Source organism: Escherichia sp. E14S1 (genome assembly GCF_004211995.1).
Lineage (GTDB): Bacteria > Pseudomonadota > Gammaproteobacteria > Enterobacterales > Enterobacteriaceae > Escherichia.
Genome location: NZ_RHJQ01000008.1, coordinates 92,288 through 110,217, shown reverse-complemented (window position 1 = coordinate 110,217; position 17,930 = coordinate 92,288). Strand labels below are relative to the sequence as shown.

Annotated in this window: 11 protein-coding genes and 1 pseudogene; 3 read left to right on the top strand and 9 right to left on the bottom strand. The window is 51.0% G+C overall.

The annotated features are described in order from the left end of the window. Positions 1–47 precede the first annotated feature (47 nt). The 3 genes from btsS to D9734_RS09435 are packed head-to-tail and all read left to right on the top strand — an operon-like array spanning position 48 to position 2,966. On the top strand, positions 48–1,733 hold the full coding sequence (gene btsS / locus D9734_RS09445; protein ID WP_130207026.1) for a two-component regulatory system sensor histidine kinase BtsS: 1,686 nt from the start codon (positions 48–50) through the stop codon (positions 1,731–1,733). Next, positions 1,730–2,449, top strand: coding sequence for a two-component system response regulator BtsR (gene btsR, locus D9734_RS09440; protein ID WP_130207024.1), 720 nt, complete (start codon positions 1,730–1,732; stop codon positions 2,447–2,449). Before btsS ends, btsR begins: the two co-directional genes overlap by 4 nt. 46 nt (positions 2,450–2,495) lie before the next feature. After that, positions 2,496–2,966 (top strand): DUF1456 family protein, encoded by a 471-nt coding sequence (locus D9734_RS09435; RefSeq protein WP_130207022.1) that lies wholly within the window; start codon positions 2,496–2,498, stop codon positions 2,964–2,966. A gap of 40 nt (positions 2,967–3,006) precedes the next feature. Here the strand turns inward: D9734_RS09435 and D9734_RS09430 are convergent, their stop codons facing one another. From D9734_RS09430 to D9734_RS09395, 9 genes and pseudogenes are all read right to left on the bottom strand, one after another. After that, positions 3,007–3,468 carry a YehR family lipoprotein gene (locus D9734_RS09430; RefSeq protein ID WP_130207020.1) on the bottom strand — a complete coding sequence of 154 codons (462 nt, stop codon included), beginning with the start codon at positions 3,466–3,468 and terminating at the stop codon, positions 3,007–3,009. 133 nt (positions 3,469–3,601) lie between these two features. Then, positions 3,602–5,593 carry an SWIM zinc finger family protein gene (locus tag D9734_RS09425; protein ID WP_130207018.1) on the bottom strand — a complete coding sequence of 664 codons (1,992 nt, stop codon included), beginning with the start codon at positions 5,591–5,593 and terminating at the stop codon, positions 3,602–3,604. After that, positions 5,590–6,726 (bottom strand): VWA domain-containing protein, encoded by a 1,137-nt coding sequence (locus D9734_RS09420; RefSeq protein ID WP_130207016.1) that lies wholly within the window; start codon positions 6,724–6,726, stop codon positions 5,590–5,592. Before D9734_RS09420 ends, D9734_RS09425 begins: the two co-directional genes overlap by 4 nt. Beyond that, positions 6,719–8,998, bottom strand: a complete 2,280-nt coding sequence (locus D9734_RS09415; RefSeq protein ID WP_130207014.1) for a DUF5682 family protein — start codon at positions 8,996–8,998, stop codon at positions 6,719–6,721. The genes D9734_RS09420 and D9734_RS09415 overlap by 8 nt, the downstream gene beginning before the upstream one ends. Before the next feature lie 9 nt (positions 8,999–9,007). Then, positions 9,008–10,096 carry a MoxR family ATPase gene (locus tag D9734_RS09410; RefSeq protein WP_001313986.1) on the bottom strand — a complete coding sequence of 363 codons (1,089 nt, stop codon included), beginning with the start codon at positions 10,094–10,096 and terminating at the stop codon, positions 9,008–9,010. A gap of 539 nt (positions 10,097–10,635) precedes the next feature. Beyond that, positions 10,636–10,707 (bottom strand): annotated as a pseudogene (locus D9734_RS23520) (hypothetical protein); the annotation flags it as partial. A gap of 168 nt (positions 10,708–10,875) precedes the next feature. Continuing rightward, positions 10,876–11,178 carry a hypothetical protein gene (locus D9734_RS09405; protein ID WP_130207012.1) on the bottom strand — a complete coding sequence of 101 codons (303 nt, stop codon included), beginning with the start codon at positions 11,176–11,178 and terminating at the stop codon, positions 10,876–10,878. A 60-nt stretch (positions 11,179–11,238) separates the two neighbouring features. Continuing rightward, positions 11,239–14,886, bottom strand: a complete 3,648-nt coding sequence (locus D9734_RS09400) for a DUF4132 domain-containing protein (RefSeq protein ID WP_130207010.1) — start codon at positions 14,884–14,886, stop codon at positions 11,239–11,241. A gap of 9 nt (positions 14,887–14,895) precedes the next feature. Then, a complete protein-coding gene (locus D9734_RS09395; RefSeq protein ID WP_130207008.1) occupies positions 14,896–17,928 on the bottom strand; it encodes a WGR and DUF4132 domain-containing protein in 3,033 nt (1,010 codons plus the stop codon). Positions 17,929–17,930: the final 2 nt, after the last annotated feature.

Below are 17,930 nucleotides of genomic sequence, written 5' to 3'. Positions count from 1 at the left end.
TGAGCAATGTATGTTACGCGTTTTAAAGGGACGTGTGGTTTGCGGGTATGTACGATTTTAATCTGGTGTTGCTGCTGCTTCAGCAGATGTGCGTTTTTCTGGTTATTGCGTGGTTGATGAGTAAAACGCCATTATTCATACCGTTAATGCAGGTCACTGTTCGTCTGCCGCATAAATTTCTCTGCTATATCGTCTTTTCCATCTTCTGCATCATGGGCACCTGGTTCGGGTTACACATCGACGACTCGATTGCTAATACGCGAGCGATTGGCGCGGTGATGGGCGGCTTACTCGGCGGCCCAGTCGTAGGCGGGTTGGTTGGGTTGACCGGAGGATTACATCGATACTCAATGGGGGGCATGACCGCGCTGAGTTGCATGATCTCGACGATCGTCGAAGGATTGCTCGGCGGGCTGGTACATAGCATCCTGATCCGCCGCGGGCGTACCGATAAAGTCTTTAACCCCATTACCGCTGGTGCCGTCACGTTCGTCGCGGAAATGGTGCAAATGCTGATCATCCTAGCGATTGCCCGGCCTTATGAAGATGCGGTGCGTCTGGTGAGTAATATCGCTGCGCCGATGATGGTAACCAACACCGTGGGCGCGGCGCTGTTTATGCGCATTTTGCTCGATAAGCGCGCGATGTTTGAAAAATACACCTCGGCTTTTTCCGCTACCGCGCTGAAAGTTGCGGCCTCGACGGAAGGCATTTTGCGCCAGGGCTTTAACGAAGTGAACAGCATGAAGGTGGCCCAGGTGCTGTATCAGGAGCTGGATATTGGCGCGGTAGCGATTACCGATCGCGAGAAACTGTTGGCTTTTACTGGTATTGGCGACGACCATCATTTACCCGGCAAACCGATTTCTTCGGCTTATACCTTAAAAGCCATTGAAACCGGAGAAGTGGTTTACGCCGATGGCAACGAAGTGCCCTATCGTTGCTCTTTGCATCCACAGTGCAAGTTAGGCTCAACGCTGGTGATCCCTCTGCGTGGTGAAAATCAGCGGGTGATGGGTACCATCAAATTGTATGAAGCTAAAAATCGGCTGTTCAGCTCGATCAACCGCACGCTGGGGGAGGGGATTGCACAACTGCTTTCGGCGCAGATCCTCGCCGGGCAGTATGAGCGGCAAAAAGCGATGCTCACCCAGTCAGAGATCAAACTGCTTCACGCCCAGGTCAATCCCCATTTTTTGTTTAATGCGCTTAACACCATCAAAGCCGTGATCCGCCGTGACAGCGAACAGGCCAGTCAGCTGGTGCAGTATCTTTCCACTTTTTTCCGCAAAAACTTAAAGCGGCCCTCGGAGTTTGTTACTCTCGCCGACGAAATTGAACATGTGAATGCTTATCTGCAAATTGAAAAGGCGCGCTTCCAGTCTCGGTTGCAGGTCAACATTTCTATTCCGGAGGCGTTATCTCAGCAGCAATTGCCCGCGTTTACCCTACAACCGATAGTGGAAAACGCCATTAAACATGGGACATCACAACTCCTGGATACGGGGAGAGTGGCAATTAGCGCCCGACGTGAGGGGCAACATTTAATGCTGGAGATCGAAGACAATGCCGGTTTGTATCAACCGGCAACCAATGCCAGCGGGCTGGGGATGAATCTGGTGGATAAGCGTTTACGTGAACGGTTTGGCGATGACTATGGGATAAGCGTCGCCTGTGAGCCTGATAGTTACACCCGAATAACGTTACGACTGCCATGGAGGGATGAGGCATGATTAAAGTCTTAATTGTCGATGATGAACCGTTAGCACGGGAAAACCTGCGTGTGTTTCTGCAGGAGCAGAGTGATATTGAAATTGTCGGCGAATGTTCAAACGCCGTAGAAGGGATCGGCGCGGTGCATAAACTGCGCCCGGATGTGCTGTTTCTCGATATCCAGATGCCGCGTATCAGCGGTCTGGAAATGGTGGGCATGCTTGACCCGGAACATCGCCCATATATCGTTTTTCTCACCGCGTTTGACGAATACGCTATTAAAGCCTTTGAAGAACATGCCTTTGATTATCTATTGAAGCCGATTGATGAAGCGCGGCTGGAGAAAACACTGGTGCGTTTGCGACAGGAGCGCAGCAAGCAGGATGTTTCACTGTTACCGGAAAATCAGCAGGCGCTGAAATTTATCCCTTGTACCGGTCATAGTCGTATTTATTTGCTGCAAATGAAAGACGTGGCGTTTGTTAGTAGTCGAATGAGCGGTGTTTACGTTATCAGCCAGGAAGGGAAAGAGGGCTTCACAGAATTAACTTTGCGCACGCTGGAGAGCCGCACACCGCTACTGCGCTGCCATCGACAGTATCTGGTTAACCTCGCGCATTTACAGGAGATTCGCCTGGAAGATAACGGTCAGGCTGAGTTGATTTTGCGTAATGGATTAACCGTCCCTGTCAGCCGCCGTTATCTGAAAAGTTTAAAAGAGGCGATTGGCCTGTAAAAGACTGCTAAAATGGCTTTTTGCCTCATTAACACCCGAAGGCCTCATGCTAAGTAACGATATTCTGCGCAGCGTGCGCTACATTTTGAAAGCCAACAATAATGACCTGGTGCGTATCCTGGCGCTGGCTAATGTTGAAGCCACCGCGGAACAGATCGCCGTCTGGCTACGTAAAGAAGACGAAGAGGGTTTTCAGCGTTGTCCGGACATTGTTTTGTCTTCATTCCTGAATGGTTTGATTTACGAAAAACGCGGCAGGGATGAGTCCGCACCGGCACTGGAGCCGGAACGTCGCATTAATAACAACATCGTGCTGAAAAAATTACGCATCGCGTTTTCGCTTAAAACCGATGACATTCTGGCGATCCTGACCGAACAGCAGTTCCGCGTTTCCATGCCGGAAATTACTGCAATGATGCGTGCCCCGGATCATAAAAACTTCCGCGAATGCGGCGATCAATTCTTGCGTTATTTTCTGCGTGGACTGGCAGCGCGCCAGCATGTGAAGAAAAGCTAAGGCGAGATGGCGGCCATGCAAGAACATGGCCGCCGACAGATTATTTCACTTCTTTAAAACCAGCAGCAGCCATGACCAGTTCAATCTGCTTCATGCTGACACCTTTGCTGGTATCTTCATCACCCATCTTGATACCGGAAATGCCCTGCAGGGCTTTCAGATCAACTTTTTCCATATCGATATTTACATTTTCCTGCGCGTAAGTATCGGTATAGGTTAATTTTTCTTCAACGCCCGGAATGTTTTTGTATTTGGCGCTTAATGGCTCAAGTTTCTTAGCTGCATCTTCTTTGGTGGTTGCACCAATGGTTGCAAACTGAATTTTGGTTTCTGAAGATTGCTTAATCACTTTGTCGCCTTTGTAGACATAAGTAATGGCAATTTCAGTACCGTTCAGGTTAGCGCTAAATTTCTTAGATTCTTCTTTGTCACCGCAGCCTGCGAGAGAGAAAACCAGAACAGATGCAACAACGAGGGAAAACAGCTTGTTGAAAGCCTTCATGTAAAACTCCATTTTATCAAAATCAGGAAACTGGTGACTCTCACCAGGGCGCTATAGAATATGCTTTATACCTTGTTTTGAGCAGTCCGGAAATGGAGTAGAACTCTTAATAAAAAGCATCTTGCCCTCCTTGTTACTCAAGCATCAGTAATAACTGCTCGCAAAGTAAAACACAGTTATTCAATGCTTCTACCCTTGAATCGCATTCCGGGTTACGCAATTGTGCCAACACATGCGCCAGCCGATAAAAACCCACTGCGGTAAGTTCATTCGCCAGCAATTCGGCCTGACCAATAGCGCTTTGTTCCTGATAGTGCCAACCGTTATGTAGCAGTTGAATGAGCAATGTCTGGCAGCGCATCAGCAACTGATGCGCGGTGGATGGCGCAGGAAGAACGTTGGCAGAAGGTAGTGCTGCAACAGGCGCAGTTTCAGCGTCCAGCGCCCAGGCGCGGGTTAGCGTCATCATTACCCGCGGCTCCAGCGTTAACTGCCCGTCGACAAAACGGACAAACCCAGAAACCAGATTCACGGGATCATCCGTCTGCTGCAAAAGCGCCGCCATGCGTTCAACCGCAAAGGGGGCACAGGCAGAGGCTGGCAGCGATAACGTCAGCACATTATTTTCACCTTCGCCGCTAATCACCTGCGCATCCAGCGTCTGGCGGCTGCTGTCCCATCCCAGCGAAATACACTCCGCCACCGGCAGAATAAATAAATTATCCACCTGATTAAGCGGCCGGACGCAGACTGGCTGGCGCAAGTGTAAGTATTCCCGCAAAGCTTCAATGCCGGGCTGGCGCAACGGCGCCCCCAGCATTTGCCAGGCATCAGGCGACAGTGGGACAACACTGCTTAAGCGGTTGCGAGTAGCTAACAGCAGCTCGCCTTCGGCACTGCGACGCGCGGCTTGTGAAACAATTTGCCCACCTGCCAGTGCGCCAGCCTGAAAACTAAACAGCCGACGTGTGGCTGCCGGTGAGTTTTCCTGTTCGCTTCTCGGCCAACTGCGCGAAAGGTGCAAAATACTGCCGGTGTCGGGATCGGTGAACCAGATGCGTAAACCATACTGCTCAATATCCTGCCAGCAACGCATACCTAGCGACACCAGCCGCAGATGATCAAGCTTTGCTTCTCCGGCAATGCCTGCGCCAACCACCGTGCGCCACGGCATGGGAGGAATTTCACCAACACTGTCGCGGCGTGCCATTTCTTGTGCACTGTTCAAGCGACTGGTTAACGCCGCAAGCTGACGCAAGCATTCTCCGGCGTGGTAGTGGCTGGCGCGGGCGTGGAAGGCATCAACGCTTGCCCGTAGCTGTCGTATTGATTCACTCACCCAGCGCCAGTTGCAGGTCTCTGCCGCCTGCAATGCGCGGTTGAATGCTGCCTCGTAATGGATGAGCGGCTGGCTGATACCGCCAAGCCATAATGCCTGGCTTAATTGCTGAACATATTGACGACACGCGTTGCCCTCGTTGCTGGCAAATGGGTCATCATTCGCGGCAACTTGCTCGCTGCGCATCTGCCAGATCAAATGGGTAAATTCTGTTTGCTGCGCTTTGGCCTGGACAAAGGCCTGTACCGCCAGCACGACATGTTCGCAAAGTGTTCCTTCAATGCAATCACAGCGTGCGAAGCGAATACTGCTGCGGGAATAAAAACGTACGTCACTCATTGGTAAGCGAGCAGAGGGAATCTCTCCTGGCGAACAGAACAACTCAATGGTGATGCCTTTAGCGACCAGCGCCTGTGCGCGTTTACGGGTGGCATCGGGTAGGGTTGCCAGCTCTCCCAGCCAGATTGCTGGATCCCACTCTTCTTCTTTTTCCGTGGGCTGGGCGGTAGCGCAAAGTCGTTGATAACTTAACACCAGCATCACGCGATGGCGGCACATGCCGCTGGCCCCGCAGGTGCACTGAGCCTCTTTCAGTGCCTGACCGTTCGTCAGCTGGGTACGGACACCGTCACTGAAGGTGGCGATTAAAGCGCCGTTCTCATGACTGATTTCTGGAACATTGCCATTTTCCAGTTCCTTAAGGCTGCGCTTAACAAAACCGGCATTGCTTAACGCCGTCAGTGCCTGTGGTGTCAGTTCTAATAATTCCGGGCGTAGTGAATTCATGATTGAAGATTCTCCGCCAGCCAGGTAGCCAGCTCGCCCGGCGTCATCGCGGCTATTTGTGCGCCGACATTAACCAGCGCCTGGGCCATATCGCGGTCATAGCAAGGTGTTGCGGTGCTATCGAGCGCTGCCAGTCCCAGCACTTTGATGCCGCTCTGGACACACTTTTTCACCTGATGCGTCAGCAATGATGATGAACCCCCTTCATAAAAATCGCTCACGAGAATAATGACGCTTTTTGCTGGTTGTTCAATAAGTTGCCGACCATACTCCACGGCACTGGCGATATTGGTCCCACCGCCTAATTGTACTTTCATTAATAACTCTACCGGATCGGCAACGTCTGCCGTGAGATCAACCACGCTGGTGTCAAAAGCGACCAGATGGGTACGAATGCCGGGTAACTGCCATAAACAGGCCGCCATCACCGCAGAGTGGATCACCGAATCGACCATCGATCCGCTTTGATCAACCAGTAAGACCAATTGCCATTGTTCACTGTGGCGCTTAATACGGCTGTTAAAGCGGGGGGATTCGATATACAACTTGCCATGTTGCGGGTGCCAGTGTTGCAGGTTGGCGCGCAGAGTACTTCTGAAATCGAAATTACGCGCCAGTGGAATAAATGAACGGCGACGGCGATCGCGGACACCAGAAAAAGCCTGACGAACTTCCTTTGCCAGTCGCGCCATAATTTCTTCAACAACCTGGCGCACTATCCGGCGGGCGGCAACCAGCACTTCAGGATTCATCAGATGTTTGGTGTGCAAAACGGCGCGTAGCAGGCTTTCAGAAGGCTGCATACGTTCCAGCACGTCGAGATTCGTCACCACATCTTCAATGCCGTAGCGCAGCACGGCATCGCTTTCCAGCCGCTCAATTACCTGTTGCGGAAACAGCGTGTGAATACTGTTGATCCACTCAGGCGTGGTGAGATTTGAGCCACCTAATCCGCCGGAACGTTCACCACGCTGGATCCGTTCAGGATCGCGCCCGTACAGCCACTCCAGCGCGTGGTCTATTTGTCGGGCGTTGTCATCCAGTCCACAAAGCGTCGTTTCTGCCGCTTCGCCAAGAATCAATCGCCAGCGTTGTAGCTCACGGGTGGTCAGAAGATCGTTCAGTTCAGACATGGAAAACTCCCCAGTGTTGCAGCGATGCCAGTGCCTGCTGTTCGAGTTGTTGATGATGTGCAATGGCTTGCGGTGGGCAATGCAACGGCATTTGCAGCGCCGAAACGGGAAGTTGCGCCAGTTGATAATGCTCAAGCACCTGATGCGCCAGCGTCCCGCGTTCTCGTGGCGGTAGCCAGGCCATCGCCGCGCGTAAATCGGGCAGGGCGTTGATAAAATCGGCGTCACTTAGTTGATTTAAATGACTGCTGAAACCGGCGATAAATGCAGGCTGACAGGCCAGTTGATGGCGGGCCAGCGCCAGCAAACCGTGCAGCGCCTCGCCGGATTGTGCCGGAGATAACTGCGTCAGCATCGTCAACGCCGCTTCGGCACTGGCGTTGGGATGTTCCAGACGAATCAGTGCGCCAAGAGCCGCACCGCGATCCAGTGCCGGGGCATGAATCGCCTGACTGCGGCGCTCCAGTAAGGTCACCGCCGCAGAAAGAGAAACGCCGGGGAGTTGCACACCGCTATGTAGATCGCGCAGGATATGACACAACGCTTGCCAGCTATGCAGGTGAGCGTGAAACTCCTTTTCATCCGGTCTTCCGTTAGATTCACACAGCCACAGCGTGCGATCGATAGCCGCGCATAACGTCGTTTGTAATATCTGCGCGCCTTGCATACCGCTAATTTCATCCAGCCGCCATAAGGCATATAGCACTTCCAGCGCCTGGCCCATTTCGGCAAATTGATTTTCCTGGGCGATTAATAATGTGAGTTGCTCCAGTAATTGTTGACTGAAGGACGCCAGACCCGCTAACGCCGCCTGGCTAAGACATGTGGTGATACTGCCGATTCCACCCGCCTCCAGCATATTGGCTTCTAATTTATTGCGTGCGGCTTCCTGGAGTGTGGCACCAAAACAGGCGGCCTCAATCAATGCCGCATGTTGGCTAAGCGGGCGGGTTAATTTCCAGTGTTCTTCACCGTTGCCTGCAAGTGTCAGTGTACTTCCCTGCTGGCGCACAATGCCGGGAATCTCCAGTATTGCCAGCCGATGTAACACCTGACTTTGTGCCAGCCCATCGGAGGTAAAGCGATTTAAGGTAAGCTCAGTCGGAAGAGTGATTCCGGTACGTTCCAGTTCGCAGGTGACATCTTTTGGCAGAGGCGGTTGTGGCGTGGAGGGGGCCAGTTTACCGAATCCGTCACCCGCTAATATGTCTATCAACGTAACCAGAATCGGATCGGTATCGGGATGAATAACGCCGCGATAGCTCCACGGCAACGGCGCGTTCAAGGCTTCTTTAATCAGCGATCCTGCTATAGCATCCAGCCAGTCAGTGCGTAACGGTAGTGTATGACCCCGCAACTGTGCCAGTGCCATCGCATGCAGATGAGCGGCAGCCATATCAGCGGTTGAAGCAGGCAAGTGGTGCTGGCGCAAACGGGTAAGAACCGTTTTTAGCAGTTGTTCTCCCGCCTGCCGCAAGCCCCACTGCCAGCACCAGTTTTGCCAGACCGGGGCAGGCATACCGGAAAGGTATCCAGCCAGCACATCAAGGCGCTTTTCACTGTATGGCGTGAGATAGCAACCTGTAACGGCATCTGCCAGCGAGGGCAATTCTGGCTTGTTAATTTCCTGCGGACATTCTCGCCACATTTTTGCCAGTGCAGGAGCGTGCCAGCCGCCGCAGACGACTAACACGTCGCCATTGTTTTGCTGCATCGCCCATCCAATCCAGCGGGCCATAAAGGCTTCGCGCTGACGATTGAGCACATCGCCGGAGGCGTCGCCCCGCAGTTGGGCAAAATAGCGCGCCAGTGCAGAGGGTAATGCAGTTTGCTGGCTTTCATCTTCGAACAAGCGATCCCACAGGGTGTCGCTGTTATCCATGCGGGTGGCACGCAGCAGCAAGGTCTGGCTTTCCTCTTGCGTATCAGGCGAATCGTCCTCTTCTTCACCTTGCGCCCAGCAAGGCAAATCAATGAAGTAAGTTTGTGCCTGAATACGACGTGCGGCTTGTAGCGCCTGCCACTCCGGCGAAAATTCAGCAAATGGCGTCCAGGCACCACGCCCGGGGGCCGCACCGTCCTGATACTGGCAATAACTGTAAATAGCTACCGGAAGCTGGTGGGCTAAAAACAGTTCGTCTACCCGGTCATTAAAATCAGCCGGGCCTTCAATCAACACGTATCTCGGGCGCTGGCTTTCGATTAACGATTTCACCAGCCGGGCGCAGGCCGGACTATGATGCCGGATGCCGGCAATTAACGGCTCGCTCATGCTCTTTCCTCACGGCAGGCGGTGGCGGGCTTGATAATAAGCCTGCCAGTGAGCTTCTTTATGTGTGGCGACACGCTGTTCGAAGTAACGGCGCAGACGAGCGCGATCTTCTTCGTTATCTTTGACGATGGTTCCGGCAATACAGTCCACCAGGTCGGCTGGCTCCCCCGCGCGATTCGCTAAAAACCAGGCGCGGACGCCCACAGCGTGGGCCACGTTCACGGCTTCAGCAGTGGACATAATCGCTGTTAGTGTATCCATTGACGTTTTCTTTTCGCCGTTGGCACGCAAGTCGCGGAAAGTGCGTACCAGTAACTCCAGTACCGCGTCAGGCACTTTATGCGGAATACCGCTATGGGCCAGCAAACGCGCCGAAGCACTGGCGACCAGCTCCAGCTCCTGGGCGAAATCCATAATCGGAAAAACCGTTTCAAAATCGAAGCGACGCTTTAGCGCGGCACTCATTTCATTGACGCCGCGATCGCGGGTATTGGCAGTGGCAATAATATTAAAGCCTTCTCGCGCATAGAGCTGACTGGCTTCACCAGTGAGTTCCGGCACCGTCATCACCCTGTCAGAAAGCATACCTAACAGACAGTCTTGTACTTCCAGCGGTGTACGCGTTATCTCTTCAAAACGGACAATTTTGCCGTCGCGCATTCCCTGGTAAAGCGGGGCAGGGACCAGCGCTTCCGTTGACGGGCCATGGTTGATAAGCAGGGCGTAGTTCCAGCCGTACTTGATTTGATCTTCGGTGGTAGATGCGCCGCCCTGAATAGTTAACCCGGCATCGCCGCTAATAGCGGTTGCCAGTAATTCAGACAGGAGCGATTTTGCGGTGCCAGGTTCTCCCACCAACATCAAACCGCGTCCGGTGGCAAGAGTGACTAACATACGTTCGACAGCGGAGGGACTAATCACGACTTTACGGCTAATATTTTGCGCTTCGTCGCCAAGGATAAAAGCACGGGCTGCAGGCAAACTTAACTGCCAACCGGGCGGGCAAGGTGCGTTATCATTTTGCTTTAATTTTGCCAGTTCAACGGCGTATAACACAGCAGCAGGCGGACGCTGCAGATGATTATTCTGCGGTGACATGTATTCATCCCTGAAATGTATTAATGAAATAAACGATATTTTACGCGAAATAAATGTTTGCCGCATTAGTTGTTTGAGCGGAAAATATCTGGAAAGCAGATCACAGTAAATAAAAAAACCTGCTGGTGAGGCAGGTTCTTTTATTTACTACTTTGATGTTAAGTTACTGATAGTGCAACATGGCATCTCAACGAACGAATTATAACCACCTCTGGACCGTGTTGCAATTAAGATAATGAGATTTATAATCCTGACTGTTGGGAAGTTGCGCCGGATCGAACCAATTTCAAGTCCTGGCTACCGGACGAGTGGTGCCGCAGGTGGTGCCCTGATCCGGAGTGCAACATGGCGACTCAACATACGTAAACCAGTATCGACAGGCAGTGTAAGGGTAAGGTACTGGTGTTGCGCTCCTTAATAAGGAGAGCGGATGGACACGCTGACACAAAAGTTAACCGTGCTCATTGCCGTACTGGAGTTATTAGTGGCTCTGTTACGGTTGATTGATTTGTTGAAGTAACGGGCAAATTGAAACGCATTTAAGGGGGAATACCGTTTCCCCCTTTAATAAAGCTATACTCGTCATACTTCAAGTTGCATGTGCTGCGACTGCGGGTTATTCGGCCCATCCATGGACCTCACCCCTTACGGGGCCGCTACAAGTAGCGTTCAAATCCGCTCCATGCGGATTTGTCGTTCACTCCAGTCACTTACTTTAGTAAGCTCCTGGGGATTTACTCGCTTATCGCCTTCCTGCAACTCGAATTATTTAGAGTATATTATTCTATTTCTTGTTTGAATATATTCTGTAGTTCGCGATTAAAAATTGCTATTACCGTTTCTGGTGATTCGCCCCGTAATTTTCGCTCACCAATACACTTATCTCTTATATAGATCAGCGCATCATTTATTAGCGGGTCGGCATCATTAAATGTTGGACGTAGCCCGAATCGCTCCTGCCGGTAGACGGAACCTGTAAATAATTCAGAGCACTTATGGATCTCAAGTCTGAAGGAAAACGGATCTTCAGGTACAGGGACCTCATAATCGTAAATTGCGACCAGCTCTTTTTGCACGATCATCGCTTTTCCTGGTGGTAAGTCGTGTCGATAACGAGCAGCTGCATCACTGCCCGCTGTGTTTTAATGGAAAATGACGTCGGGTGCGCTTAACGCCTCACTCAAATCAAACACATCAAGTTCGGCAAAAGTGACGGATTTATTGTCACGGTACACCCGAAGAGAATGGAAGCTCATCAGCGCTTTGCTATCAACATTGTAGTGGTTAAAACCGGGTGAAAACTTAAGGACCAGCCGGTACGCGCCCAGGTCATAGACAAATGCGTCCTCATAGCCTGACTCCCAGCCTTTGTATCGCATTCCCATAAGTTGCCCAACGGTAGCGGATTTACCTTCCCAGCGAGTCAGGCTGTTACTGGTTGACTCGTCAGGTGTGAGCAGTACCGTGCGCCGCGCCAACTGGCGAAAAGGCGGCATAATTTCGTAATCGGCAAAAAGCTGTGCAAATTCACTGCGCATTTCTGCTGTCATTTCTAACGGGTGGGCAATGCCAATCAGAGCATCGGCAGGCAGGTCAATTGGCTCATCTTGTGCATTGCAGAATTCCCCCTCTGCGGCCACACGAAAGGCGTTGAGTAAACGACGCGGTTCATTTGCCAGATAAACGCCCCATATCAGTCGCTGGGTAACCAGGCGAGTAAATGGATGATTAACAAAGAGAGAATGAAAATCTGTCAGCGACCAGCGTCGGGTAGTACGTAGTGCCGTTTCAAGACGTGGGAGCAGGTTTTTGCTCACCTGAGTGGCATCTTTTTTTAGTCCTTTTAGTCGGGCCAGTGCATCGGATGCTTTTAGTTGGTCGTCATCGGCGCGCAACCGGGGAACACTTTTCTGGCGAACGTTTTGTTGATCGTAGATAACTGGGTTGAGGTTTTCATCGAAGCGAACGGTAAACTGCCGGGGACCAAAATCAAAAATCAACGCCTGCGGATCATCAAGGCCCAGTGATGGGACTAATCTGTCCGCTAACTCTTCCTGGCTTAGCCCGCGATTTTCTGCGACCACCTGAAGGAACTCCGCCGCGTTATCACGTAAGGGGCGGGATTTCGCCCGTTGTGATATATGATGTAGCTGTATCAGCGCCATATCATTATTCATCAGGGTAAGTATATTCAGACCACTGATAGCACGGGCAGATTTGCCTTCCTGTGGCCAGGCGAGGATCTGTGTCGTCAGATCTCGTGCCGTGCTTTCGTCGCCAAAGAGACTTAACGTCAGAAATGCCCAGTTGTCTTTTGCGGGGGCGCCCGCTTGTTGCCATGCGGTGAAGAGATCCCAGGCAAAAGTGGCCAGCGTTTGCGGCTGGCAGAACGTTTTCAGTTGTTCCAGCCCGCTATAAAAACGTCCACCCTGGGTAAAGCGCAGCATTTCGCCGATAATTTCCAGAGCGTCATTAGTAACAGGCTGATTATTCTTGATAAGTCGTGGCCTGGACCACATTGTCGGATGCCAGAAATCAGGAGCTTTTGGAATGCGTGCCGGGTAAATCTCTATTGGACTCTGTCTAAGTAATTGCTCCAGGGCAGGCCATACATCTGTACGCTGCCAGCGGTTTGCCACGGTTTGCAGCAATTCGCCATATCCTTGTTCGTAAAGTAAACGCAGGGCAAGTAATGCGGCTTCACTGTTGTCGCTGGATTTGGTGAAGACAAGAGGGATGAGTGCAGTAGCCGTATGCTCTGGCCATTGTAAAATCCACTGGCGTGCCAGATTACGCTGGCCCGCAAAACGGTGCCAGACGCGGGCAACGGGCAGCGCCAGTTCTGTTGCGCCGAAATGAATCAGCAGCGGAAATATCTCTTTTGGATGTCGTGCAAAGGCGGTGTTTAATCCAGGCAAAGCATCGGTACCCAGCACACTTAACAGATATTCCACCCCGGTGTAATGAAAATCAGCCTCAACAATTTGTTGCCAGCACGATACCGTCATTTCGCGCGGCATCTGCGCGATAAGGTACAGATTCCAAATCCCCCAACGCTTTTCATTACCATAGTAAAATCCGTGCTGAAAAGTTCGCCACCCTCCCATCAATGCAATGCTATCTTGTGCAAGTAATGATTTGGTGGCTTCTTCCCGGTACTGTTTAGATTTGGCCTGATGCGCGTGATAAGTACGCAATAGTCCTATTGATGTGTATTCTTGCAGTTGCTGAGCATCAAAGGCATCCAACTGTCCTTTAAGAAGACACTTATTAAATTTCAGGCTATGAACGTCAAAACCTAATTCCCGCAAGAAGGTATCCGCCCCTCTGTTAGCAAGACGTTCGTCAAAAGACATGGCGCTAAAATGGTCAATTGCAGCTTGCTGTTCCGGCGTCCAGTGTTTATTCGGCGACCTGTACGTTTGCGGTGCAAGCGTAAGATCAGGCAGCGAAAAGTGAGTTATGGAAGTCTTTTTCTTCCTCCCACGCCACGGTGGTGAAACGAGGATTTCAGGCAGATTGCTGTTATCGGTGCTATCAATAACCGGTTTGGGCTGTGCCGATAAATAACTATTCAGCACTGTCCGGGCTTGAATACTTAACCATGGCATGACGTCTTCTGCCAGTTGTGGCAGCGATGCCATCAGCGTTTGTAACAGCGTATGCCAGAATTCATCTCGAGCTTTTTGCTGTGCAGGCAGCTTTTTGTCTTCGATGGTGGGATAACCAGGGCGCGCAGGTGGTTCTTTTAACGCCAGCAGTTCTGCCAGTGCGGCGAGTGTTGCATGGGGGAAATTTTTACTAAATTTAGCAACACGTTGCAGGCTGGGTTTATTTTTATCGGCAACTAGTAGCAAAGTGCGGATGACCTGCGGATGGTTAATTTGCACCAGCAAGCTGCCGCAATCTTCTTTATGCGCATACATCGCGAGGCGCGGAACGGCTGCCAATCCTTGTTCGCGCAAAAGGGCGGCGCAGGCCGCGTAGCCGAAGCGGTTTTCATGCGACATGTAGCTGGCTTCGCGATCGCAAAAGATGTCCAGGACCCAGAAACGTTCAAGTTTCGTTATCGCTTTAGGGTCAGTCGCTACGACTTTTAACCATTCCTTAGAATGAAAATGAGTCCACTGGCTTTCAACACTTACGAGTTCATTAGCAATTTCTGGTTTTTCCGGCAACACCAGCGCAATAAAAGGACGGCGAACTTTGGGTATTCCTGGCAGTGCGGCAATGAGTTTATCCGCGCAACGTTGCCAGCAGCTTTCTTCCGCCAGGGAAAGGTGTTTACGCAGTCGCAGATCGAATTCGTTATAGGTTTCTGAGCGATAGCCATAACTCTGGTCATCAGTCACCGTCATTAAATGCACTATTGATGGATCAGTACGGTAGCCCTGCGCAATACTCTGATGGGCTATCACCACATCCGTCGCATATTCCAGCCCTTCTTTTTGGACGATTTCATCCAGCAACTGCTCACTGTCATTGTTTGCGATACAGATAAGTGCCGCCATTGTAAAGGGAGATACTGACGGCTTATGCTCGCCGAGCAGCGCGATCGCTTGTCTGATGGGGGCGTGCCACTCAGCTGAACAGTGCTCATATTGCCAGTTAATATTTTCTTTGCTGCCTCCACGTAGCAGAAGTTCATCACCCAGTGTCTGGATGAGGCTTTCAGTGATAACAGGCACCGGTTCTCCCGGCCAGCGACGATGGCTGAGTGGTGTTTTGCCTTTTTTATATTTCAGTTCCAGTTGTGCGTTATCCGCCAGCCACGGTAGTTCCTTGCTCATGTGCTTTCCTTATTCAAACAGAGCTTCAATATCGTTAATGAACTCGCTGGCGGTGATGTCATCGAGTACGGAGAACTGCGCTTCCTGAGTTGAATTACTTCCCCAGCCATAATTCTCTGCTTTTCCATCCCATAGCCACAGTTTGCTTAAGAGTTGCTCCGCACTGAGTTCGGCTGGTGACATGCCTACCGCAAAACCTTCATCGATTTCCATGATTAACGACCAGCGGCCCAGAGGTTTGATCATCCAGCCGATCCAGCCAGCATCCTGCGGCTCGCCCTTTATCCAGCCTTTGTTCGCCAGCCCCATGACCCGACCACTCGGGCATTTTCTGCCTGCCCAGCGGGTCAGTTCGCTGGCATCGCGCTCGGCTTCTGTCAGCGCGTAACTGTTACGGTCAAGCTGGCGGAACGGCGGTAACAGTTCATAGTCGGCAAAAAGCTGCCCAAAGGCGGCGGCATCCGTCGGTGATATCTCCAGAATGTGAGGAATACCAATAGAGATATCGCCTTCCGGCAAAGTGAAAAGGTCATCGTCAGCGGTGCTGTAGCTGTTATCTTCAGCCACGCGAAAGCAAGCCAGTAGCTGGTTGTCGGTGCTATAAACGCCCCAAATCAGACGCCGGGTTAAGTGGCGTACCAGTGGATGCTCAACCAGGAAGAGCTGAAAGTTTTCAGCCGACCAGCGGCGGCGCAGGCACATGGCGGATTCCAGCCTTGCCACCTGCTGGGCAGCAACGGTACGCGCGTCTTTTTTCAGCAGCTTATAGCGGTTAACTGTCTCGTTCGCCCGCGTTTCATCATCGCTTTTGTTCGGTTTAGGTAAGTCTTTCAGGCGGCTGCCGGAAACATCGCGCACAAACGGTTTTAAGGTTTCATCAAAGCTGACGGTGAACTGACGTGGGCCAAAATCCAGCAGCAGCGAACCGTTATCATCCAGACCGAGATCGGGCGCTAAGCGATCTTCAAGCTCCGCGACCGTGAGCTCGCGGCTCTCGGCAATATCGGCAATTTTCTCTTTTGCCCGCTCCTGTAATGCTTTGAATTTCAGTTTCTGGGCGATGCCGTTAAGCTGCATCAGGGCGATATCGCTGCCGATAGCTGCGAGAATATCCAACCCAACGGTGGCGCGTTTGTGCTGGGATTCGCCAGGCCAGGCGCGGATTAATGGCGTCAGTCTGCGGGCGGTGTCATCGTTGCCGAGAACACCTAACGCAGTGAACGCCCAGCTCTCTTTCGACGGTGAGCCAGCGGCTTGCCAGGCGGTAAACATATCCCAGGAAAATCCCGCCAGTGAGTCGGCGGTGCAGGCGTCTTTCACCTGCAATAATCCCGGATACAGCGCCTCTTCCTGAGGGAAGCGGAGCATTTCACCGAGGTGGAGGAGGGCGTTATCTGGAAGTACCTTGCTGCTATTTTTGAGTTTCGGGCGTGTCCATAATGAGGGTTGATAAAACAACGGCAAAGCGGGTATTTTCGCCGGGTATTTACCCATAGGACTGTTGTCGTTATTTTTATTTGGCGTTGCCCAGGGCGGCGAGACTAATATCATTGGTAGCATTTCTGAGTTTGCAAAATCTTCATTGCGACTATTCAGCAATTGCTGGCATTGTTGCACTAAGTCCGCAGCGTATGGCGATAACCTCATGACTAATTTTTCGGCCAATAAAGGATTTGCATTGAGTAATGAAACCAGCAATGTATGTTTGCGTTTATCATCTTTTTTTACTAATGCTTCGGCTAATGCTGCTATTGTGGCAGAAGGAAAATTTTCGGCACTTTTTATCAGTCGTTCATAACAACGTTTATTATTATCGGCGGCTTCTATAAGGGCAGAAACAGCCAGGGGATGATTGACCCATGTAAGTACATCGCCGCAACTGTCATGTTGAGCATAGGGAACCAGGCGAGCTAATGCCGCTATGCCTTGTTCCCGTAATACTGTAGCTGACCAACTGGTACCATAGATGTTAAATACATCAATATGTTGATAGTTTTCCAGTATTTCGAGCGTGAAGGCATCTGTCGCAACCAGTTTCAACATTTCCAGTTGTGGAACATCTGCGACCTGGTGCAATCGGTGTACGATCTCATGGGCCACTTCGGGTATTTCTGGCATTAAAATGGCAATTAACGGCTGGCGATAGAGTGATATATCTGGTAACGCAACGAGTAATTTTGCAATACAGTTATTCCAGACTTCCTCATCAGCCAGCGATAAATGTTTACGTAGACGGAAACTAAACTTGTCTCTATTCCTTCTATAACTGTCCTTGCTGTTATCTGCATGATTAATAAAGAAAGTTAAATGTTCATCTTTATAGTCAAAATCGAAATCAATTTGCCACCAGAAGATGACTGTTTCAGTCGCGTATTCAATACCGAACGTACTTACAATTTCATCCAGCAACTCGGATGAGGTTTCATCATTCCAGCTCTGACAAAAACAAATTTCCAGTAAGGTCAGCACCGCCATAGCACGTGCAGGTACCTCCAGCTTTTGAGCATTAATTAAGCTAATTGCCTGGTTAATCGCATCAGCCCATTCATCAGAGCATGAGCTGTAATCGAAAGTCAGATTTTTATAATAGTGATAAGTACGATTTGCCAGCCGGGAAATTAAATTTTGTTTCTCGGGTTTGGTCGGTTCTTTTACTGGTTCCCCAGGCCAAAGGCGGTGGCTGAGTGCATAGCGGGCAATATTCGGGGGAAGAATAATGGGATCGTTGTCTGCCAGCCATGGTAAACCGTTAGTCGCAGCCTGATGATTTATTAAGGTTTTTTCCTCTGTGACGAGGATTTTCTTTGCTGAGGCGTCATGTGAGTGAGCGTTAGAGTCTACTTGCTCTACATATCCCTTCTTCACCTTCTCCGCAATCAGCTTCAGTTCCGCTTTTTCCGCCGCCGCAGCATCAGCAAAGCTTTTTACCTGACTTTGCCCGTTGGTGCCGACTTTACCCCAGCTAATATGCAGCTCGTTTCCCTGCTGCTCCACCGCCCAGAATTTATGTGATTTTTCGTCCTGATAAATATAGGTTTTCATTG